Source organism: Pseudomonas sp. 1176_21, from assembly GCF_052850635.1.
Genome location: NZ_VXCV01000002.1, coordinates 45,300 through 65,456, shown reverse-complemented (window position 1 = coordinate 65,456; position 20,157 = coordinate 45,300). Strand labels below are relative to the sequence as shown.

Annotated in this window: 15 protein-coding genes and 1 tRNA gene; 4 read left to right on the top strand and 12 right to left on the bottom strand. The window is 64.4% G+C overall.

The window, feature by feature from the left end; all coding sequences use genetic code 11:
- Positions 1–3: 3 nt before the first annotated feature.
- From pqqA to panB, 6 genes are all read right to left on the bottom strand, one after another.
- A complete protein-coding gene (gene pqqA / locus FW760_RS05330) occupies positions 4–75 on the bottom strand; it encodes a pyrroloquinoline quinone precursor peptide PqqA (protein WP_008365141.1) in 72 nt (23 codons plus the stop codon).
- Between the two features lie 120 nt (positions 76–195).
- Complete coding sequence (gene pqqF / locus FW760_RS05325; protein WP_446443680.1) at positions 196–2,532, bottom strand: pyrroloquinoline quinone biosynthesis protein PqqF; 2,337 nt, start codon at positions 2,530–2,532, stop codon at positions 196–198.
- Between the two features lie 42 nt (positions 2,533–2,574).
- Positions 2,575–3,375, bottom strand: a complete 801-nt coding sequence (locus FW760_RS05320; protein ID WP_043863696.1) for a carbon-nitrogen hydrolase family protein — start codon at positions 3,373–3,375, stop codon at positions 2,575–2,577.
- 12 nt (positions 3,376–3,387) lie between these two features.
- Positions 3,388–5,070, bottom strand: a complete 1,683-nt coding sequence (locus FW760_RS05315) for a flavin monoamine oxidase family protein (RefSeq protein ID WP_043863697.1) — start codon at positions 5,068–5,070, stop codon at positions 3,388–3,390.
- A 247-nt stretch (positions 5,071–5,317) separates the two neighbouring features.
- The gene (locus FW760_RS05310; RefSeq protein ID WP_054915967.1) at positions 5,318–5,776 is read right to left on the bottom strand and encodes an Lrp/AsnC family transcriptional regulator; all 459 of its coding nucleotides are present in this window, start codon (positions 5,774–5,776) and stop codon (positions 5,318–5,320) included.
- Positions 5,777–5,853: 77 nt separating this feature from the next.
- On the bottom strand, positions 5,854–6,675 hold the full coding sequence (panB, locus tag FW760_RS05305; protein WP_446443679.1) for a 3-methyl-2-oxobutanoate hydroxymethyltransferase: 822 nt from the start codon (positions 6,673–6,675) through the stop codon (positions 5,854–5,856).
- Positions 6,676–6,762: 87 nt separating this feature from the next.
- Between panB and FW760_RS05300 the strand changes: the two genes are divergently transcribed.
- The 3 genes from FW760_RS05300 (at position 6,763) to prfH (ending at position 9,721) form a co-directional block, all read left to right on the top strand.
- Positions 6,763–7,554, top strand: a complete 792-nt coding sequence (locus FW760_RS05300; protein ID WP_236177180.1) for an AraC family transcriptional regulator — start codon at positions 6,763–6,765, stop codon at positions 7,552–7,554.
- Between the two features lie 410 nt (positions 7,555–7,964).
- On the top strand, positions 7,965–9,101 hold the full coding sequence (locus tag FW760_RS05295) for an RNA ligase RtcB family protein (protein WP_286898798.1): 1,137 nt from the start codon (positions 7,965–7,967) through the stop codon (positions 9,099–9,101).
- A complete protein-coding gene (prfH, locus tag FW760_RS05290; RefSeq protein ID WP_446443678.1) occupies positions 9,101–9,721 on the top strand; it encodes a peptide chain release factor H in 621 nt (206 codons plus the stop codon). The genes FW760_RS05295 and prfH overlap by 1 nt, the downstream gene beginning before the upstream one ends.
- A gap of 182 nt (positions 9,722–9,903) precedes the next feature.
- On the opposite strand, the gene FW760_RS05285 is transcribed toward prfH, so the two are convergent.
- The 5 genes from FW760_RS05285 to rpsU all read right to left on the bottom strand — a co-directional run bounded on the left by FW760_RS05285 (position 9,904) and on the right by rpsU (position 18,299).
- Positions 9,904–9,980: transfer RNA gene (locus FW760_RS05285), tRNA-Ile, on the bottom strand.
- Positions 9,981–9,993: 13 nt separating this feature from the next.
- Entirely contained in the window at positions 9,994–13,734 is a 3,741-nt protein-coding gene (locus FW760_RS05280) for an EAL domain-containing protein (protein ID WP_446443677.1), read from the bottom strand.
- Positions 13,735–13,861: 127 nt separating this feature from the next.
- The gene (gene rpoD, locus FW760_RS05275) at positions 13,862–15,715 is read right to left on the bottom strand and encodes an RNA polymerase sigma factor RpoD (protein WP_043863742.1); all 1,854 of its coding nucleotides are present in this window, start codon (positions 15,713–15,715) and stop codon (positions 13,862–13,864) included.
- A gap of 67 nt (positions 15,716–15,782) precedes the next feature.
- A complete protein-coding gene (dnaG, locus tag FW760_RS05270) occupies positions 15,783–17,762 on the bottom strand; it encodes a DNA primase (RefSeq protein WP_043863743.1) in 1,980 nt (659 codons plus the stop codon).
- Positions 17,763–18,083: 321 nt separating this feature from the next.
- Positions 18,084–18,299 carry a 30S ribosomal protein S21 gene (rpsU, locus tag FW760_RS05265; RefSeq protein WP_002551877.1) on the bottom strand — a complete coding sequence of 72 codons (216 nt, stop codon included), beginning with the start codon at positions 18,297–18,299 and terminating at the stop codon, positions 18,084–18,086.
- A gap of 202 nt (positions 18,300–18,501) precedes the next feature.
- Between rpsU and tsaD the strand changes: the two genes are divergently transcribed.
- A complete protein-coding gene (gene tsaD, locus FW760_RS05260) occupies positions 18,502–19,527 on the top strand; it encodes a tRNA (adenosine(37)-N6)-threonylcarbamoyltransferase complex transferase subunit TsaD (protein WP_446443676.1) in 1,026 nt (341 codons plus the stop codon).
- A gap of 26 nt (positions 19,528–19,553) precedes the next feature.
- On the opposite strand, the gene plsY is transcribed toward tsaD, so the two are convergent.
- Complete coding sequence (gene plsY, locus FW760_RS05255) at positions 19,554–20,123, bottom strand: glycerol-3-phosphate 1-O-acyltransferase PlsY (RefSeq protein WP_043863745.1); 570 nt, start codon at positions 20,121–20,123, stop codon at positions 19,554–19,556.
- Positions 20,124–20,157: the final 34 nt, after the last annotated feature.

The following is a 20,157-nucleotide window of genomic DNA, read 5'->3' as shown; positions in this document are numbered from 1 at the left end:
GACTCAGCGACTTGCGAAATACATGGTCACTTCAAAGCCAATACGCAGGTCAGTGTAAGCAGGTTTGGTCCACATGGGAGTACTCCTTCCGGATAGGTCTGGGGGCGGGTGGCTACATATTTAGGCCCCCCTTTGAAACAAGGGGTTACAACGGCCCGGGTAGCGCCATCTTACTAAAATTAATGGACAGTTTGGTTAAACCTGCGAGAAAGGCTGTTGCGTTGCCGGTAACAATCCGCCCTGTGCGGCGCTGGCCAGGTACAGGGCGTTGTCGAACAGGTGCCGGGCGGCGTGTTCGAGCTGCTGTGCGGTGACGGCCAGCAGCTGCTGTCGCAGCGTGTCCAGGCTGGGGGTGTCGCTGCCGGCCAGCCGGGCCTGCCAGGCCCATTCGGCGACGTCGGCATTGCCCATGTCCGGTTCGTGGAACTGCGCCGCCAGGGCCTGACGCGCCTCGGCATCATCGGTCATGTCATGGGTGAAGCCTGCGACCACGCAGCGCATGTGCTCGAGAATCTGTGCCGGGTCGGCCTTGGGCGACTGCACGCCCAGCAGCAGGCCGGTATGGCCCTGCACCTGGCGCAATGCGCTGAACACTGCATAGCCCAGTTGCAGCTCCACCCGCAGGCGCTGGTAGAAGGGCCCTTGCAGTCGATGTGCCAGCAGCCGGTACACCGCCTCGCTGCCGGGCGGGGCGGGGCAGAACACCAGCAGTGCGTGCTCGCCTTCGGGCAGCGGCACATGCTGCCAGGGCCCTGTGGCATCGCCGGTTATCGGCTCGGCCATGCCCGGCTGTCCCGGTACCTGGGCCAGCAGCGCATTCAGCGTCGGCTGCACCGCTTCGGTGAAGCCGCAGGTCATGCCCTGCCAGCGGGCATGCTGCCAGAGCGCATCCAGCTCGGGCTGGGCGATCAGGCAGGTCGGCAATGGCCCCGGGTCACGCCCGACGATATAGCCCGGCAACTGCTTTAGCAGCAGGCGGATCGGGATCAGCGCCGGCTCGGTACCTGAGCCTGCGCTCCAGTCCTGGGCGGCAGGCAGGCGCAGCAGCGCCAATGCCTGCTCGACGACTGCGACCACGGCGGGCGGTGACCCGGCGCAGCGCAGTTGCCAGAGGTGCTCGCACTCGCTCCATTGCAGCTCCACCGAGGCGCGGGTGGCGCGCTCGACCAGTGGGCGCAGGGCACCTTCGAGTACGCGCCACAGCCGCGCGCGCAACGCCGAGCGCACCTGCCAGCGCAGGTAGATCACGCCGTACTGCAGCACGGCCGGCAGCGCCGGGCTGTGGATAACCCCGGCGGGTGTCGGCGTGGCGGGTGCATCGCTGAACCCGACGGCCAGCAAGGGCTCGGCAGGTGGCAGTCGCCAGGGCTGGCGGGCTTGCTCGGTGAAGGGTTCGAGCAGGCCTTGCAGTGCCGCCAGGCCCTGGGCGTCGAGTGCACTGAATGGCTGGCCGCTGCTGTCGCGGCGCGCCAGTTCCAGGGCGCCGGCGGCCAGCGCGCGTGCCTGCTGGATACGTGCATATTCGCTGTTCAGCGCCGTCAGGTCGGCATCGCGCAAGAAGCTCAGCCAATCCCGGAACAGGTCTTCGACCTGGTCGGCAGGTGCCGCGTCATTGAGCTTGAAGCGCGCGTGCAGCAGTGCCTGTGCGGCGAACTGATGCAATGCCGAAAAACTGAAATCCTCCAGCCAGCGCCGTTCGCGCAAAGCGGCCAGCAGCCCGCCCGGGCGGGTGTCCGAAAGCCAGGTGTCGAGAAAGGCGATCGCCTGGGCAGCGCCAGCGGGCAGCCGTTCATAGCCGAGCAGCACATCCCGTTGCCCGGGCAGCTGTTCAACCCGCGCAGCGCGAAGCTGCAGCGCCGGTGCCGGGCCTTGTTCGGTGGCCTGCCCGGGTGCGAAGACGGCGCCGTACTGCATGGCCAGGGCTTCAAGGGTGGCCAGCGGCTGTGGGCCGACCAGGCTCAGGGTCATCTGCCCGGCCTGATAGTAGCGTTGGTGAAAGGCTTGCAGGGCGCTCTGGAAGGCCGCGTCGGGTACCGGCAGGCTGTAGCGGTTGCCAGCGTGAAAACCGCTCAGCGGATGCTGCGCCGACACGCTCTGCAGCAGTGCGTGCTGACGCTGCGCTTCGGGGTTGCGCGCCCAGGCAATGAACTCGGCATGGATCACTTCGCGCTCGCGCAGCTGTTGCGCAGGGTCGGCCTGGGGGTTGGCGAGCATTTCGCACAAGCGCTCGATGCCCCCCTCGAAGGCGGCAGCCGGCACTTCGAAGAAGAAGTCGGTGGTGCGCTCCCGCGTGCTGGCATTGACCTGGCCGCCCTGGCGCTGCACGTAGCGCATCAGGGCGTCGTCGATGGCAAAGCGCCGGTTGCCGAGAAAGAACAGGTGTTCGAGAAAGTGCGCCAGCCCCGGCCAGGCGTTGGGAGCATCGTGGCTGCCGGCGCGTACCCGCACTGCCGCTGCACAGCGCTTGAGCCGCGGTGCATGGCGCAGGGTGACGTGCAGGCCGTTGGGCAGGGTGAGGTGGGCGCAGGACATGACGGCTCCGGTAACGTGCGAACCGTCATGCTAGCGGATAAATCAGTGCTTGCGCGGGCCGCCGTGGAGTTCCACACGCAGGTCGTGCAGGTACGGTGTGCTGGCGCGGCCTTCGTGCACCCGTTGCAGCTCGAGGTCGGCCACCAGCAGCGTGGGCTCATGCCCGGCCATGGCCAGCAGGCTGCCGTCCGGGCCGATGATGCTGCTTTGGCCGCAGTAGTGGATCTGCTCCTCGGCGCCGCAGTAGTTGGCATACACCAGGTAGCACTGGTTCTCCTGGGCGCGTACGCGCACGGTGAACTGGCAGATGAAATCGTAGGGCTGCATGTTGGCTGTCGGCACCACGATCAGCTCGGCCCCGGCCAGGGCCAGGCGGCGGGCGTTTTCCGGGAACTCGATGTCGTAGCAGATCAACAGGCCCAGCTGCCAGCCATTGAGCGTGACCACCGGGAAATGGTCGGGGCCGGGGCTGAACATGGCGCGGTCCAGCCCGCCGAACAGGTGGGTCTTGCGGTAGTTGGCCAGGCTGCTGCCGTGGGCGTCGATCAACTGCACGCTGTTGTACACCTGGCCGTCCTCGCCAAGCTCGGGGTAGCCGTAGACGATGGCGATGCGGTTGGCCTGGGCAATTTCCACCACGGCCATGGCCGATGCGCCGTCCTGCGGCTCGGCCAGGCGTGCGACCGCTTCGCTGCCGATGTTGTAGCCGCTGAGGAACATCTCGGGGCACACCAGCAGTTCGGCGCCGCGTGCCGCCGCCAGCTGCGCCTGCTGGTGCAGGCGCTCGAGGTTGCCGGCCACGTCCATCGGGTGGGGCTGGCCCTGGTACAGGGCTATGCGCATGGGTCTCTCCTTTCAGTCGGCCAGGGCGATCGGGCCGATCTCGTTGAATACATCGCCAGGGCCGGGGTTGTCGGCGTGGGTGCGGCCACCGAAGTGGTTCATGATGCCCCATACCGCGTTGAGCGAAGTCTGCACCGCGCCTTCGACCCAGGCCGGGGTCCAGGAGACGTCGTCGCCTGCGATAAAGATGCCGCGCTGCTCGGCAGGCAGGTCCTGCTGCATGAAGTGCGCGTACATGCGCTGATTGTAACGATAATGGCCGGGCAGGGCGCCCTTGAACGCCCCCAGGAAATGCGGGTCGGCTTCCCACGACACGGTGATCGGGTCGCCGATGATGTGCCCGGCGATATCGACCTTGGGGTAGATCTTCTTCAGGGCGTCCAGCGCCAGTTTCACGCGTTTTTCCACCGGGTGCGGCAGCATCTTGAGCGCATCGCTCATCCACGAGTACGACAGGCAGATCACCCCCGGCCTGTCGTCGCCGTTGTCGAACAGGTAGGTGCCGCGGGTGAGGCGGTCGGTGAGGGTCATGCTCATCAGGTCGCGGCCGGTCTGCGGGTCCTTGTCCTTCCAGAACGGGCGGTCGACCATCACGAAGGTCTTGGACGACTGCATGTAGCGGGTGCGGTCCAGGGCCATCCACATCTTCTGCGAGAACAGCGACTCCTCGCACTCGATCTGGGTGGTCAGCAGCCAGCTCTGACAGGTGGTGAGCACCGCGGCGTAATGGCGGGTGACGCCCCAGGTGTCGGTGACGGCCAGGCGCCCATCGTCGGCGCGGGCGATGCTTTTCACCCCTGAATGTGGCGTGCCACGGTGCAACGAGCTGAGGCTGGTGCCTTGCGGCCAGTGGGCGCAGCGTTGCGGTACATGCCGCCAGATGCCCAGGGGCACCTGCTCGACACCGCCCACCACCAGGTGCTGGTGATCGTCGCAGTTGGTCATCACCACGCGGAAGATCTCGAGCATCGAGTTGGGGAAGTCGGAGTCCCAGCCGCCGGTGCCAAAGCCCACCTGGCCGAACACTTCGCGGTGCAGGAAGCTGAGCTTGGCGAAGGCCTTGGAGGTGGCGACGAAGTCGTAGAAGGTGCGGTCGTCCCACAGCGGCACCAGGGTGTTCCACAGCGCCTTCAGGCGCGGCACGTCGCGATCGCGGATTGCCTGCTGGATGTCGCCGAAGCGTGCGCCATCCTCCAGCGCATCGGCCCAGGCATCGGCCACTTCCTGGAACAGTGCCGGCAGGTCGCTGAGTTTTTCGGCGTAGTGGGTCTGGCCCTCGAGGTCGATCACCGTGCTGCCGGAGGCGGGGGTCAGCGGGTTGGGGAAGGGTCTGGTCTCCAGGCCCAGCTTGTCGACGTAGTGATAGAAGGCCGTGGAAGACACCGGGAAGCGCATGCCACCCAGCTCGGCGACGATGCCTTCGGCGCCGGAGAAGGTCTGCGAGCGCAGGCGCCCGCCCATTTTCGACGCCTCGTACACCACCGGCTTGAGGCCCAGCTTCATCAGCTCGTAGGCGGCCACCAGGCCGGCGATGCCGGCACCGACGATGGCCACCTCCTCACCGTGGCGCTCGGCGGGAATGCTGCCCAGGCCGGCCGGGTGCTCGATCCAGTCGTCGAAGGCGAAGGGGAAGTCCGGGCCGAAGATGGTGACCGGTTTTTTGCCGTCGGCGGGGTGGCGATTGTTCTTGTTCATGGGAGACCTTGCCAGGGCTGCGCGGGGAGCGGAGCTTGAGTATAGGAAATGCTGGCGGTCATTCTACGAGGGGAGGGTGTTGGTTATTAAGATGCAGAGTGTCGTCGTTTTGTGGGTATTTTTGTCATTATGACGGGATGCTTGAGCAGAGTGATGCCTTCGCCGGCAAGGCCGGCTCCTACAGGTTTGCGAGCACCGTTAGCATGCTTGCCAGCGAAGGGCCCTATCTGTTCCCCGCTAACCCATGTCAAACCGGTTGGCCGCGGTCCACCTTGCTGCTGAGGATGATCGAGGTGGTGGTTTTCTCCACGCCCTCGACACTGCCGATCTGGTCGAGCAACTGGTCCAGTTGTTCGGGCGAATCGCTGCGCAGCCACGCCACATAGTCGAACTCGCCACTGACCGCACACAACTGCTGGATCTGCCCCATGGCGCTCAGGCGGCGTACCACCTCCTTGCCCGAGCGGGGGCGCACGGTGATGCCCACATAGGCCTGCAGGCCGCCGTCGATCACGCGCTGGCCAAGGCGCACGCCGTAACCGCTGATGACGTTGGTTTTCTCCAGGCGCGCCAGGCGCGAGGTCACGGTGGTGCGGGCAATGCCCAGTTGCCGGGCAAGCATGGCCACGCTTTCGCGGGCATTGATCTGCAGGGCGGCGATCAGTTGACGGTCGATTTCATCGAGGGCGACAGGGCGGGTGGGCATGGACAGGGATCGTTTCTTTCGCTTGGGAAGTGGGCCGATTAAGGCAGCTAATCGACCCACTGTCCACGCCGGTGCTATCAGGGCGCGGCCTTGAAGCAGTGCTCCAGCCCCGGGAACTCCCCGCTGCGCACCTCGCGGGCGTAGTGCTCCAGTGCCTGTTCGATCTGCGGTTGCAGCTCGGCATAGCGTTTGACGAAGCGCGGCTGGTACTCGCCGAACAGGCCCAGCAGGTCCTCGGTCACCAGCACCTGCCCATCGCACGCAGGGGATGCGCCAATGCCGATGGTGGGGATGTGCAACGCTTCGCTCAGGCTGCGGGCCAGCGGCTCGGCGATGCCCTCGAGCACCACCGAGAACGCCCCCGCCGCCTGCATGGCCAAGGCATCGTCGCGCACCTTGGTTGCGCTTTGTTCATCCCGCCCCTGGGCCTTGAAGCCGCCCATGCTGTTGACCTGCTGCGGCATCAGGCCCACGTGCGCCATCACCGGAATGCCACGGCGCACCAGAAATTCGACGGTGTGGGCCATTTCGGCGCCGCCTTCGAGCTTGATTCCCTGTGCACCGGTTTCGCGCAGCACCCGGGCGGCGCTGACAAATGCCTGCTCCGGCGAGGCCTGATAGCAGCCGAACGGCAGGTCGACCACCACGCAGGCGCGCTCTGCCCCGCGCATCACCGCCTGGCCATGGGCAATCATCATGTCCAGGGTCACGCCCAGGGTGCTGGGCATGCCGTACAGCACCATGCCCACCGAATCGCCGACGATGATCAGGTCGGCATGGGCATCCACCCAGCGGGCTATGGGCAGGCTGTAGGCGGTCAGCACCACCAGGCTGCCGGCGCCCTTGCGCTGCTGGATGGCGGGAATGGTCAGGCGGTTTTGACGTACATGGGTGCTCATCGACAAGTCTCCGATCAGGTTGTGCAACGGGTCGCGGCGCAGGCTACCATCGGCACTTTTGGCTCACTTGAGCAAAGGGGACAGCTGATGCCGCAAGCGGGACAGATACCGCAGGTGCCACCCGTACCGCTGGCGCTTTCGCGCCCGGTGCAGCGGCGCATGTTCGGCATACCGGCAGGTTATGAAGTGCAGATGCACAGCCATGACTGGGTGCAGTTCACCTATGCCAGCGCCGGGATCATGCAGGTGCTGACCGAGCGCCACAGCTATCTGCTGCCGCCGCAGTGCGCGTTGTGGATTCCGCCGGGGGTGCAGCACACGGCGTTCAGCGAGCAGGCGCTGGCGTTTCGCGGGCTGTACCTGGATGCCGCGGTGCTGCCGGGCGCTCGCCGTGACTGCGCGGTACTGCAGGTGACGCCGCTGGTGCGCGAGCTGATCGAACGGGTCAGCCACTTTCCCGCCGACTACCCTGACGACGGGCCGCAGGCGCGCCTGCTGCAGGTGCTGGTGGACGAGTTGCAGGGGCTGGCCGAAGCACCGTTCAGCCTGCCGCTGCCCAGCGACCCGCGCCTGCGCCGGATCACCGATGCACTGCAGGCCGAGCCTGGGGACAACCGCACCCTCGAGCAATGGGCGCAGCAGGTGGGGGCATCGCGGCGCACCCTGGTGCGCCTGTTTCAGGCGCAGACCCAGCTTTCATTCCGTGAATGGCGCCAGCGCCTGCGCTTGCTGGCCGCATTGCCGTTGCTGGCGCAGGGCATGAGCGTGACTCGGCTGGCGAATGAACTGGGGTATGACTCGGTGTCGGCGTTCATCGGGTTGTTTCAGCGCCACTATGGGAAGACGCCGGGGGTGTATGCGGCCAGTTTGGGGGCGTGATTGTGAAGTTCTGAGGGCCAAAAACGCAAAAGCCGCGCAATGCGCGGCTTTGAGTATGGTGGGCCCACACGGACTAGTGTTTAGCGTAATTGGCGAAATGGTTGGAAGCTGGGCACTGTACCGCCAGGGTATGTTTTTTGTACCGCGGAGCGGTCAGGTTTTGCGGCCATGACGTTGTTCTCCTGGTAAAAATGTGATCAAGGTTGTTGCAGGGTGGCAATTACCCACCTAAGATGCCCGCCTTCTCTCACCCGACAGCAAAGGAGGTACATCATGCAACAGTTGATCACCCTTTGCAGGTCGCGCCTGGCTTGAACGCATTCGCCGCTACTCGTTAGCGGTACCGCAACGCCCGGCCTCTGGCCTGCCAATCCGAACATCTTTTTGTTTCAACCCATCAGGATTGGACTATGGGCACTTGCATTCGCAATTTGTCCGACGGCGCCGTATTGGTCGCCGCGGACGACACCTGGATCGAAGGAAAAGCGATCCAACAACTCGAAACCACCGCTCGCCTAGGGGGCATGCATCGGGTGGCCGGCATGCCGGACCTGCATCCGGGGCGTGGCTATCCGGTCGGCGCGGCATTCTTTTCCGTGGGGCGTTTGTACCCGGCGCTGGTCGGCAATGACATCGGCTGTGGCATGGCGCTGTGGCGTACGGACATCCCGACCGCCAAGCTGCATCTGGACAAGCTGGAGAAACGCCTTGGCAACCTCGACCTGCCGCTCGACGAGACGTGGCAGGAGGCCGTCGCCAGCTTCGGTTTGCCTGCCACGGGGCACGAGCGTTCTCTAGGCACCATTGGTGGTGGTAACCACTTCGCCGAGCTGCAGCAACTTGATGAAAGCTACGACGATGCGGCCCTGGCAGCCTTGGGCATCGAGCGCAAACACCTGCTGTTGCTGGTGCACAGCGGCTCGCGTGGTTTGGGCGAGGCGATCTTGCGTGAGCAGGTCGACCTGTTCGGTCATCACGGGCTGGAGGCGGGCAGTGAGGCCAGCACTTATTACCTGGGCCGGCACGACGGCGCGCTGCGTTTTGCCGAAGCCAACCGTCAGTTGATTGCCCGGCGCATGCTCGACCGCTTGCGTGCCGATGGCGATGTACTGCTCGACATCAACCACAACCTGGTGTCGCCAGCGCAGGTCGACGGGCTCGATGGTTGGCTGCATCGCAAAGGCGCCACACCGTCGGATCAGGGGGCGGTGGTGATCCCTGGTTCGCGCGGCGACTACAGCTACTTGGTACAGCCGATCGCCGACGAGCGCAGCCTGTTGTCCCTGGCCCATGGCGCCGGACGCAAATGGATGCGCAGCGAGTGCAAGGACCGCCTCGCCTCGCGCTACAGCGTTGAGCAACTGAGTCGTACGGCACTAGGCAGCCGCGTGATCTGCGCCGACCGGGCGCTGATCTACGAGGAAGCGCCGGAGGCCTACAAGGCTATCGGCTCGGTGGTGGGTGCCTTGCGTGAAGCGGGGTTGGTTCGCGTGCTGGCACGCCTGAAACCGGTGCTGACCTACAAGACGCGCGGAGGGTGCTGCTGATGATCCTGCTGCAACTCTCGGCGGCTCAGGGGCCGGAAGAATGTGCCCTGGCAGTGGCCAAGGCATTGCTCAGGCTGCAGGCCGAAGCGGATGCCCAGGCCGTGGCGGTACGGATACTCGAAGAAGAGCCGGGGCCGCGGCGCGGTACCTTGCGCTCGGTGTTGCTGGCACTGGATGGCGAGCAGGCCGAGCGCCTGGCGGATCACTGGACGGGCTCGCTGCAATGGACGTGCAGCAGTCCGTACCGGCCGGGGCATGCGCGCAAGAACTGGTTCTTTGGGGGCGCACGGTTTGCGCCACCGGCACCGGAATTGTCGAGCGAGATCCACTTCGAGACCTTGCGTTCGTCCGGGCCGGGTGGTCAGCATGTCAACACCACCGACTCGGCAGTGCGCGCCACGCACCTGGCCAGCGGCGTCAGCGTCAAGGTACAGAGCGAGCGTAGCCAGCACGCCAACAAACGCTTGGCGCTGCTGCTCATCGGGCAACGCCTGGCGCAACAGGCAGAGCAGGTCGACAGCGAACTGCGCGCGGAGCGGCGGTTGTTCCATCACCGCATCGAGCGTGGCAATCCACGTCGGGTGTTTCGCGGCGAGCGCTTCGAGCCGGCTGACGAGTAGATTGTGTGCGAATAGTCGTCGAGCAAAAGTCAGGCCGAGCGGCGTAGGCGATGCCGGCCCCACAAAAACGGATGAGGAAAGGACCCGGCTCGCACTCGGGTTTACGAGTTGCCAATGAGCACTGCGTATTTGAGGCGATCCCGCCAAAAACGCAAAAGCCGCGCAATGCGCGGCTTTGAGTATGGTGGGCCCACACGGACTTGAACCGTGGACCAAAGGATTATGAGTCCTCTGCTCTAACCAACTGAGCTATAGGCCCCAGTGGTCGCGGATTATAGCGAGGGTTTCGAGGCTGTGCTATCCGAAAGATCCGAAACTGCCCGGCGTAGAAAGGTCGCGGCGAATTCAGGCGCCGCCAGCGGCAGGCTGACGATGTAGCCCTGGATCTGTTCGCAACCCTCGGCCGCCAGAAATTGCTGCTGCGCCTGGTTCTCCACGCCCTCGGCGATGATGGTCAGCTGCATGCTGCGCCCCAGCGCAATGATCGCCCGCGCAATCGCCGCATCGTGCGGGTCATCCGGCAGGCCGCGGATAAACGACTGGTCGATCTTGAGGATGTCCAGAGGCAGGCGTTTGAGGTAACTGAGCGAGGAGTAGCCGGTGCCGAAGTCGTCGATGGCCAGTTGTACACCGATGCGCTTGAGCTGGTGCAGGATGGCCAGCGCCTCCTCGGCCTGGCTCATGATGAAGTTCTCGGTGATCTCCAGCTGCAGGTCACCCGCCTTGAGCTGGTGAGTGCGCAGCAATTGCTCGATGCGCTGTACCAGCAACGGCTGACGCAACTGCGCGCCCGCCAGGTTGACCGACAGTGGCCCGAACGCAAGGTAGCTGTGCTTCCACGCTTGCATCTGCCGGCACGCCTGCTCCAGCACCCAGTCGCCCAGCTGCAGAATCATGCCGTTTTCTTCAGCCAGCGAGATGAAGTGCTCCGGCGGTACGTCGCCGAAGGTCGGGTGGCGCCAGCGAATCAGTGCCTCGGCGCCCACCAGGCTCTGGGTCTTGAGGCTGAACTTGGGCTGGTAGCTCAGGCTCAGTTCCTTGCGCTCGATGGCGCGGCGCAGTTCGTGCTCCAGCGCGATGCGCTCGGCGGCCTGGGCGGTCAGGTCGCGGGTGTAGCTCTCGACCCGGTTGCGCCCCTTGGCCTTGGAGCGGTACATGGCCGCATCGGCGTTGCGGATCAACGAGGCCACGTCGGTGCCGTCCTGGGGGTACAGGCTGGTGCCGATACTGGCACTGGTGAAGAACTCGTGTTCGCCGGCCTGGAACGGCGCGCCAAAGCAGGCCAGTAGCTTGTTGGCGATATGCTCGGCATCGCTTGGCTGGTGCAGGCCGGGCAGCAGGATGATGAATTCGTCCCCGCCCAGGCGTGCCACGGTGTCGTTGTCGCGCACCTGTTCTTTCAGGCGCTGCGCGATTGCCTTGAGCAGCAGGTCGCCGACCGGGTGGCCGAGGCTGTCGTTGATGTGCTTGAAGCGGTCCAGGTCGAGGAACAGTACCGCGCCCTGGCGACCCGAAGGCTGCGTGCTGCTGAGGGCGGCCTGCAGCCGGCTTTCGAACAGGGTGCGGTTGGGCAGGCCGGTGAGGGGATCGTGGTGGGCCTGGTAGTCGAGCTCGGCCTGGGCATGCTTGAGGCTGGAGATGTCGGCGAACACGGCGACGAAGTGGGTGATCTCACGCTCGTGGTTGCGCACGGCGCTGATGGTCAGCCACGCAGGGTAGAGCTCGCCGCTCTTGCGCCGGTTCTGGATTTCGCCCTGCCAGTGGCCCTCGGCGGTCAGCTGGTGCCACAGGGCGGCGTAGAAGGCGCTGTCGTGCTGGCCCGAGGCGAGCAGGCGCGGGGTCTGGCCCAGCGCTTCGAACTCGCTGTAGCCGGTGATTTCGCTGAACGCGCGGTTGACCGCACTGATGTGCTGGTCGATGTCGGTGATCAGTACGCCTTCGGCCGTGTTTTCGAACACAGTGGCCGCCAGTTGCAGTTTTTCCTGCATCAGATGGCGCTCGGTGATGTCGCGGGCGATGGTCAGCATGCAGTCCACGCCGGCAATCGGCAGCGGCCGCGCCGAGACTTCGCACAGGCGGATCTGCCCGTCGGCGCGGCGGATGTGGCAGCTGAAGTCGCGTACGAAGCCGTTTCGGTTCAGCAGCTCGAGCAGTTGCCGGCGCTCGTTGAGGTCTACCCAGATGCCCAGCTCCAGGGTGCTGTGGTCCAGTACCTGGCTATCGAAGCCGGTGATGCGGCAGAACCCGTCGTTGACCTCGATCAGCAGCCCGTCGCTCTGGCGCGACAGCAGCAGGCCGTCAGGCGAGGCGTGGAAGGCCTTGGCGAACTTTTCTTCGGAGGTCTGCAGTTGCTCCTGGGTCTGTTTGAGCTGGCTGATGTCGCGCACCGCCACCACCAGCGCCGGGGTGCTGTCCAGGTCGAATATCTCCGCCGAGGTGAGCCCGGTGAACAGCTGGCCGTTGCTGCGCCGAAAAGGCATTTCGAGGTTGCGGATGTTGCCGCCCTGCAGGCGCTGCAGCGGGGCTGGCCCCTGGTCTTCGATGCCCCACAGGTTGAGCTCGGCGGCGGTGCGGCCGATCACCTGGTCCTGGCTCAGGCCGATCTGGTCCTCGAAGGCTTCGTTGACCTCCAGCAGGCAGCCATCGCTGACCCGGGCGATCAGCAGGATGTCGGGGCATTGCTGGAACACCGAGGCGAACTTCTGCTCCGACAGACGCAGGGCCTGCTCGGTGTTCTTGGTTTCGCTGATGTCGATCATCAGCCCGCGCATCACCGGGGTGTGCCCATGCTCGATCAGGCTGACGATGTCGCGTACCCACAGCACCCTGCCATCGGCGCGGATCACCCGGTAGTCCAGGCTGTGGTCCCGGCCGGCGGCGGTTTCGCTGTCGCAGTAGGCCTGTGCCCAGAGGGCGTCGTCCGGGTGCAGGATGTCGCGCCAGAAGCCGGGCTTGAGCCATTGGCTGATCGGGTAGCCAAGCAGGTCTTCGGCGTGGGGCGAGACATAGCTGTAGGTGAAGTTGTTGGCATCGGCTTCCCAGGCAATCGCCGAGAGGCTCTCGACCAGGCCGCGGTAGTGGTACTCGCTGCTGCGCAGCTCCTGTTCCAGGGCTATGCGCCGGGAAATTTCCGAGCTTAGCCGGCGGTTGACGCGCATCACCGCCGCCAGTATCGCCACCAGCAGCAGGATGCCGGGCAGGCCGTAGAGCAGCAGGTCGCGCCAGCGGTTGCTGTTTTCCAGCACTTTGCCGACCCAGCGCTCCTGGATATGACTGAGCTCGGCCGGGCTCATGTCGGCAATCACCTTGTCGAGGATGCCGATCAGCATCTTCTGTTGGCGCGGGGCCGCCATGGCCAGCTGGTAGCGGTAAGGGGTTTCGCCGCTGACGTAGAGCCCTTCGAGCTTTAGCTGGCGCAGGCTCCAGACGCTGGAGGCGAGGTCGCCGACCACGGCATCGACTTCGTCGGTGGCCAGGGCCTGAAGCGCCGAGCTGACATTGGGCAGCGCCACCAGGTTGAGGTCGGGGTGGTGGGTACGCAGCAGTTCGTGTGGGGCGTAGTTCTCCACCACGGCGACTTTCAGGCCGTACAGCTCCTTGAGGTCACGGGGCCTGGGCCCGCCTTCGTGGGCCAGGATCACGATGGGGAAGTCGAGGTAAGGGCGGGTGAAGGCCAGGTAGCCCTGGCGTTCGGGGGTGGACATGATGCCGGGCAGCAGGTCCAGCTGGCCCTGCCGGGCCTGTTCGAGCACGGCCGACCAACTGCTCGGCTCGATCGGCGTGAACACAACACCCAGGCGCTCCTGGATCAACGCAATGTAGTCGGCGGCCAATCCCTGGTACTTGCCGTCCTGGTCACGGTATTCGAAGGGTGGCCAGGATGCGTCGACGCCCAGGCGCAGCTGCGGATGCGCACTGAGCCAGGCTTTCTCTTCGTCGTTCAGGGTCAAGGCGCCGGCCGCTGCACTCCACATCAGCAGGAGGGGCAGCACGAGGGCCGGCAGTCTGGGCATAGCGGCCTCGTCACTCAAGTGGATAGATTCGAGTGTAGACGGGGGTTTGACCGAAGAGCGAAGAACGCAGGGGTTAAAACGTCAGGGCCTGAAAAAGAAAAACCCCGGCATTTGCCGGGGTTCGTCATTACTCGTCGAGGAAGGAGCGCAGATGCTCGCTTCGCGTCGGGTGGCGCAGCTTGCGCAACGCCTTGGCTTCGATCTGACGGATCCGCTCGCGGGTCACGTCAAACTGCTTGCCTACCTCTTCGAGGGTGTGGTCGGTGTTCATGTCGATACCGAAACGCATGCGCAGCACCTTGGCTTCACGTGCGGTCAGGCCGGAGAGCACGTCCCGGGTCGCTTCCTTCAGGCTTTCGACCGTGGCCACATCGATTGGCGACTGCATGGTCGAGTCCTCGATGAAGTCACCCAGGTGCGAATCTTCGTCGTCACCGATCGGGGTTTCCATGGAGATCGGCTCTTTGGCGATCTTCAGTACCTTGCGGATCTTGTCCTCAGGCATCTCCATGCGCTCACCCAGCTCTTCCGGGGTCGGTTCACGACCCATTTCCTGCAGCATCTGCCGGGAAATGCGGTTGAGCTTGTTGATCGTCTCGATCATGTGCACCGGAATACGGATGGTGCGGGCCTGGTCGGCGATCGAGCGAGTGATCGCCTGACGGATCCACCAGGTGGCATAGGTCGAGAACTTGTAGCCACGACGGTATTCGAACTTGTCCACCGCTTTCATCAAGCCGATGTTGCCTTCCTGGATCAGGTCGAGGAATTGCAGGCCACGGTTGGTGTACTTCTTGGCGATGGAGATCACCAGACGCAAGTTGGCTTCGACCATCTCTTTCTTCGCGCGGCGGGCCTTGGCCTCACCGATCGACATGCGACGGTTGATGTCCTTGATCTCGGCGATCGTCAGGCCGGTCTCTTCCTGCAGGTCGATCAGCTTTTGCTGGCAACGCACGATATCGGCGTCCAGGCGGCCCAGTGCTTCGGCCCACTTGGCGCTGCGCTTGGACAGATCGCCGCTCCAGGTGGTGTCCACTTCGTTGCTCGGGAACAGACGCAGGAAGTCGGCACGTGGCATGCGGGCATCACGCACACACAGTTGCATGATGGCGCGTTCCTGGGCGCGCAGGCGCTCCAGGGCGCTGCGCACGCGCTCAACCAGTACTTCGAACTGCTTGGGTACCAGCTTGATCGGCATGAACAGCTCGGCCAGTTGCAGCAGCTCGGCAATGCCTTGCTTGCTGTGGCGACCGTGCTTCTTCAGGACCTTGGCGGTTGCTTCCAGCTGGTCGGCGACAGCGCCGAAACGCTGCTGGGCGACGACCGGATCGGGGCCGCTTTCGACCTCGTCCTCTTCATCGCTGGCGCCTTCCTTCTCTTCTTCCTCGTCGTCGTCCGCATCGGCCTTGGCCGGGGCTTTCGGATCGACAGGCGGCGGTACTTCGGCCGGCGGCGCGATGCCGTCATCCGGGTCGATGTAGCCACTGAGCACGTCGGACAGACGGCCACCTTCGGTGGTGACGCGGTCGTATTCGCCGAGGATGTAGTCGACGGTGCCCGGGAAGTGCGCAATGGCGCCCATCACTTCACGGATACCTTCTTCGATACGCTTGGCGATTTCGATTTCGCCTTCGCGGGTCAGAAGCTCGACGGTACCCATTTCACGCATGTACATGCGCACCGGGTCTGTCGTGCGACCGATATCGGTCTCCACGGCCGCCAACGCTGCGGCAGCTTCTTCGGCGGCGGCTTCGTCGGTATCGGCCTCGGCCAACAAAAGGGCATCCGCATCCGGAGCACTCTCGAATACGTTGATCCCCATGTCGTTGATCATGCGGATGATGTCTTCCACCTGCTCCGGATCTGAAATATCCTCTGGCAGGTGGTCGTTGACCTCCGCGTAAGTCAGGTAGCCCTGCTCACGACCGCGGGTGATCAACTCTTTGATGCGAGACTGCTGTTGCGCTTTTCCGGACATAACACCCTATCCACTGAAGGTCTTGGCGGGCAAAAAACAAGCCGAGGATTATACCCGAGCTAGGACCTCACGCGCCAGTTGAGGTCGGGGTTTGTGCGGGAACATTCCGGCTTAACAGGTCACGCAGCTGATTTTTCTCGTCTGCGCTCAACTCACTTTGACGTGCTTTCCTGAGCAGATGTTCCAGGCTGCGCTCGCGTTGGCGAGCGGACAAGCTAGTTATGGTGTCGAAAAACTGTTGTTCAAGGTTGTCGGCATCGATCAGCCATTCCTTTTCTGCCAATGCGCGCAACAATCGGCCCTGTTCGGTGCCGTGCCAACGCGCGATCAGCTGTAAGGAGCGTAGCTCAGGATTCTTTTGCAAGGCTTCGAGCAACGCCACCAGCAACTGGGCATACACATGCTCTTCAGCGGCGAAATGGCTGGCATCCTCGACCTTCTTGGCCAGTTGTGGGTGGTGCATGAGGGTGCGCAGGGCGCTCAAGGTCGGCGGTTCCACCGACGTCGGCACCCGCGGCGGTGGCTGGAAGTCGCGTTTGCCGTTCTTGTCCCACGGCTTGCCCTTCTTGTCCCAGGGCTTGCCTTCCCACTTCTTCTTCTGCCCGCCCTGGCTTGGTGTCCATTGTTGCTGCTGCGGCTGGAAATGCTCGGGCTGGTGGAAGTCGCTGTAATCCGGGCTGTAGTCGGGAATCGCATCGTAGTCGATGCCCGGGTCGTACGCCGGTGGCGCCTCGCTGGGGGCGCTGTGGGCGAGCTGTTCGACCTGGTGCAGGTCCAGGCCGGTTATTTCGCGCAGGCGGTTGCGCATCAGGGCCTTGAGGTTGGCACCGGGCACTTTGTCGATCAACGGCGCGGCCAGGGTCACCATGTGCGCCTTGCCTTCGAGCGACCGCGGGTCGGCTTCTTCGGTCAGTTGCTGGAAGAAGTAATCGGCCAGCGGCTGGGCATGCTGGTTGATGCGCGCACGGAAGGCGTCGGTGCCCTCGGCACGCACCAGGGTGTCCGGGTCTTCGCCTTCGGGCAGGAACAGAAAGCGCGCCTTGCGCCCGTCCTGCAGGCTCGACAGCGTGGCTTCCAGGGCGCGCCAGGCGGCATTGCGGCCGGCCTGGTCGCCGTCGAAGCAGAACAGCACGCTGGGCACCACGCGGAACAGGCGCTTGAGGTGGTCTTCGCTGGTGGCGGTGCCAAGGGTGGCCACGGCATTGCGCAAACCTTGCTGGGCCAGGGCGATGACGTCCATGTAGCCCTCGACCACGATGATCTCGTCGAGGTTGCGGTTGAACTTGCGTGCCTCGTACAGCCCGTAGAGCTCCTGGCCCTTGTGGAACACAGGGGTTTCGGGGGAGTTCAGGTACTTGGGCTTGTCGTCGCCCAGCACCCGCCCGCCGAAGGCGATGACCCGGCCACGGCTGTCGCGGATGGGGAACATCACGCGGTCGCGGAAGCGGTCATAGCGCTTGCCGGTCTCGGCATTCTCGATCAGCAGGCCGGCGTCGACCATGGCCTTTTGCTGCAGGGCGTCGCTGCTCAGGTGCTTGAACAGGTTGTCCCAGCCCGGCGGCGCGAAGCCCAGGCCGAAGTCGCGGGCGATTTCGCCGGACAGGCCGCGGCCCTTGAGGTATTCGACGGCCGAGCGGCGTGTCGGGTGGTTCTTCAGGGCCTGGCGATAGAACTCGGCAGCGGCTTCGAGCAGCGGGTACAGCGGCGAATCGGTGGGCTGGCGGGGCTTTTGCCCGCGGCTGCTCTCTTCGCGCGGCACTTCCATGCCGGCGGCCTTGGCCAGCTCTTCGACAGCCTGGGGGAAGTCCAGGTTGTCGTGGTCCATGATGAAGCCCAGGGCGTTGCCGCCGGCGCCGCAACCGAAGCAGTAGTAGAACTGCTTGTCGGGGCTGACGCTGAAGGAGGGGGTCTTCTCCTTGTGGAACGGGCAGCAGGCCGTGTGGTTCTTGCCGGACTTTTTCAGGTTTACACGCGAACTCACCACGTCGACGATGTCGGTGCGGTTGAGGAGGTCGTCAATAAAACTCTGGGGAATCAGCCCGGCCATGGCACTCTCGTCATCAGGCGACAATCAAGTGTAATCGCTAATGCTGCGGGAACAGCGACGCATTCGATGCAAGCTCGAATGACGTGACACAAAAAAGGAAAGGGGTGTGCTCGTCTGCAGCCGGTGAAGGCTCGTCAGGGGTGACGTGCACTGCTGGCGGTTAGGCCAGGTCTGACGTGTGAGGCAGGCTTGCCCTTGCTGCATAGCAGTTTGGGCATCTCAGGCGCTCGACCCGAAGGTCCAGGCCAGAGGAAACAGCATCAACTGCCGACAGCCCGGCTTGCACCGGGCATGGCAGAAGCTGGCGACGAACGTCTGTAATCAGTACAGACGAACGGCGCGGCGCTGTTCGCGCTGAACTTTCTTGGCGTGGCGTTTGACAGCGGCTGCTGCCTTGCGCTTACGCTCGGAAGTTGGCTTCTCGTAAAATTCGCGGCTACGAACTTCAGCCAGTACACCGGCTTTTTCGCAGGAGCGCTTGAAACGACGCAGAGCTACGTCGAAGGGTTCGTTCTCTTTAACTTTGACGGCTGGCATCCAGAGCTACCTTCATTCATTACCGGGGGTCAACGAACTCGTGGCAAATATGTGCACTGGAGAACGTCGGTTTTTAAGGGTTGCGGATGTTAACCCTTAGCTGGCCTGAATGCAAAGCCTCTGATCGAAAACCGCTGGTCGGCACCGGGAGCGAGGACTATCATGCGCGCCTTCGAATTCAGCCCCAACAAGGCGCAAACCCATGCTAGTACTGGGATTGGAAACATCCTGCGACGAAACTGGTGTCGCATTATACGACAGCGAACGCGGCCTGCTGGCCGATGCACTGTTCAGTCAGATCGACCTGCACCGCGCGTATGGCGGGGTTGTGCCGGAGCTGGCCTCGCGTGATCACGTCAAGCGCATGCTGCCGTTGATCCGCCAGGTGCTGGCCCAGGCCGACTGCGTGGCCACCGAGATCGACGCCATCGCCTACACGGCAGGCCCTGGCCTGGTCGGGGCGCTGCTGGTGGGGGCTTCGTGCGCCCAGGCGCTGGCCTTTGCCTGGGGCATCCCGGCCCTGGGCGTGCACCACATGGAGGGCCACCTGCTGGCACCGATGCTCGAGGCGCAACCGCCGGAATTTCCGTTCGTCGCCTTGCTGGTGTCGGGCGGCCATACGCAGTTGGTACGTGTGGATGGCATCGGCCAGTACGAACTGCTTGGCGAGTCCCTCGATGATGCGGCCGGCGAAGCGTTTGACAAGACGGCCAAGATGATGGGCCTGAACTATCCCGGTGGCCCGGAGATCGCGCGCCTGGCGCTGCAGGGCGTGCCGGGTCGGTTCGTGTTCCCGCGGCCGATGACCGATCGTCCGGGCCTGGATTTCAGCTTCAGCGGCCTGAAGACCTTTGCCCTGAACACCTGGCAGCAGTGCCAGCGTACCGGGGACGACACCGAGCAGACCCGTTGCGACATCGCTCTGGCGTTCCAGCAGGCGGTGGTGGAGACTTTGACCATCAAGTGCAAGCGCGCCCTCAAGCAGGCCGGGCTCAAGCGCCTGGTGATCGCAGGTGGGGTGAGTGCCAACAAGGCCCTGCGTGCCTCGCTGGAGGAGATGCTGGCCGGGCTCAAGGGCAATGTGTACTACGCGCGCCCCGAGTTCTGCACCGACAACGGCGCGATGATCGCCTATGCCGGGTGCCAGCGTCTGGCGGCCGGGCAGCGGGAAACCCTGGCGATCAGCGTGCAGGCACGCTGGCCGATGGAGCAGTTGCAGGGGCTGTGAGCATGAGCGCCGCTCATGTGAACGCCTCAGAAATGCCGTTCGCGCCCGGCAAAAAGGTCGCGTAGATTGCCGCGATGGCGCCATACGATGAGCACGGTCAGCACGCTCATCGGCAGAAGCGCCTCGGGCTCGCGCCAGGCCAGCAGGGGCAGGGCCAGGGGCGTTGCGATCAAGGCGGCCAGCGAGCTGGTGCGGGTCAGGTAGAAGGTCAGCAGCCATGCGCTGATGGCCAGCAGGGCGGCCGGGGGGTAGAGCCCCAGCAGCACGCCGGCGGCAGTGGCCACGCCCTTGCCGCCGCGAAAGCGGAAGTACAGCGGAAACAGGTGGCCGACCACCGCGCACAGGCCTATCCAGGCCTGCTGCTGCTCGTTGAGGCCGACCAGGCTGGCGATCAGCACGGGCAACAGGCCCTTGCACAGGTCGCCAAGCAGGGTCAGGATCGCCAGCTTGCGGCCTGCCAGACGCAGCATGTTGGTGGCGCCGGCATTGCCTGAGCCGCAGGCACGCGGGTCGGGGCTGCCGCTCAGGCGGCTGAGAACGATGGCGAAGGACAGCGAGCCGAGCAGGTAGGCGAGCGACGCCAGTAACCAAAACATGCTAACTATTCCGGGCGAGGACGCCCTGATTCTA

What these genes read in the sequence shown, in the direction of transcription:
- pqqF (WP_446443680.1), bottom strand. Translation starts at nt 2,532, where the DNA reads ATGTCCTGCGCCCACCTCACCCTGCCCAACGGCCTGCACGTCACCCTG.
- FW760_RS05320 (WP_043863696.1), bottom strand. Translation starts at nt 3,375, where the DNA reads ATGCGCATAGCCCTGTACCAGGGCCAGCCCCACCCGATGGACGTGGCC.
- FW760_RS05315 (WP_043863697.1), bottom strand. Translation starts at nt 5,070, where the DNA reads ATGAACAAGAACAATCGCCACCCCGCCGACGGCAAAAAACCGGTCACC.
- FW760_RS05310 (WP_054915967.1), bottom strand. Translation starts at nt 5,776, where the DNA reads ATGCCCACCCGCCCTGTCGCCCTCGATGAAATCGACCGTCAACTGATC.
- panB (WP_446443679.1), bottom strand. Translation starts at nt 6,675, where the DNA reads ATGAGCACCCATGTACGTCAAAACCGCCTGACCATTCCCGCCATCCAG.
- FW760_RS05300 (WP_236177180.1), top strand. Translation starts at nt 6,763, where the DNA reads ATGCCGCAAGCGGGACAGATACCGCAGGTGCCACCCGTACCGCTGGCG.
- FW760_RS05295 (WP_286898798.1), top strand. Translation starts at nt 7,965, where the DNA reads ATGGGCACTTGCATTCGCAATTTGTCCGACGGCGCCGTATTGGTCGCC.
- prfH (WP_446443678.1), top strand. Translation starts at nt 9,101, where the DNA reads ATGATCCTGCTGCAACTCTCGGCGGCTCAGGGGCCGGAAGAATGTGCC.
- FW760_RS05280 (WP_446443677.1), bottom strand. Translation starts at nt 13,734, where the DNA reads ATGCCCAGACTGCCGGCCCTCGTGCTGCCCCTCCTGCTGATGTGGAGT.
- rpoD (WP_043863742.1), bottom strand. Translation starts at nt 15,715, where the DNA reads ATGTCCGGAAAAGCGCAACAGCAGTCTCGCATCAAAGAGTTGATCACC.
- dnaG (WP_043863743.1), bottom strand. Translation starts at nt 17,762, where the DNA reads ATGGCCGGGCTGATTCCCCAGAGTTTTATTGACGACCTCCTCAACCGC.
- rpsU (WP_002551877.1), bottom strand. Translation starts at nt 18,299, where the DNA reads ATGCCAGCCGTCAAAGTTAAAGAGAACGAACCCTTCGACGTAGCTCTG.
- tsaD (WP_446443676.1), top strand. Translation starts at nt 18,502, where the DNA reads ATGCTAGTACTGGGATTGGAAACATCCTGCGACGAAACTGGTGTCGCA.
- plsY (WP_043863745.1), bottom strand. Translation starts at nt 20,123, where the DNA reads ATGTTTTGGTTACTGGCGTCGCTCGCCTACCTGCTCGGCTCGCTGTCC.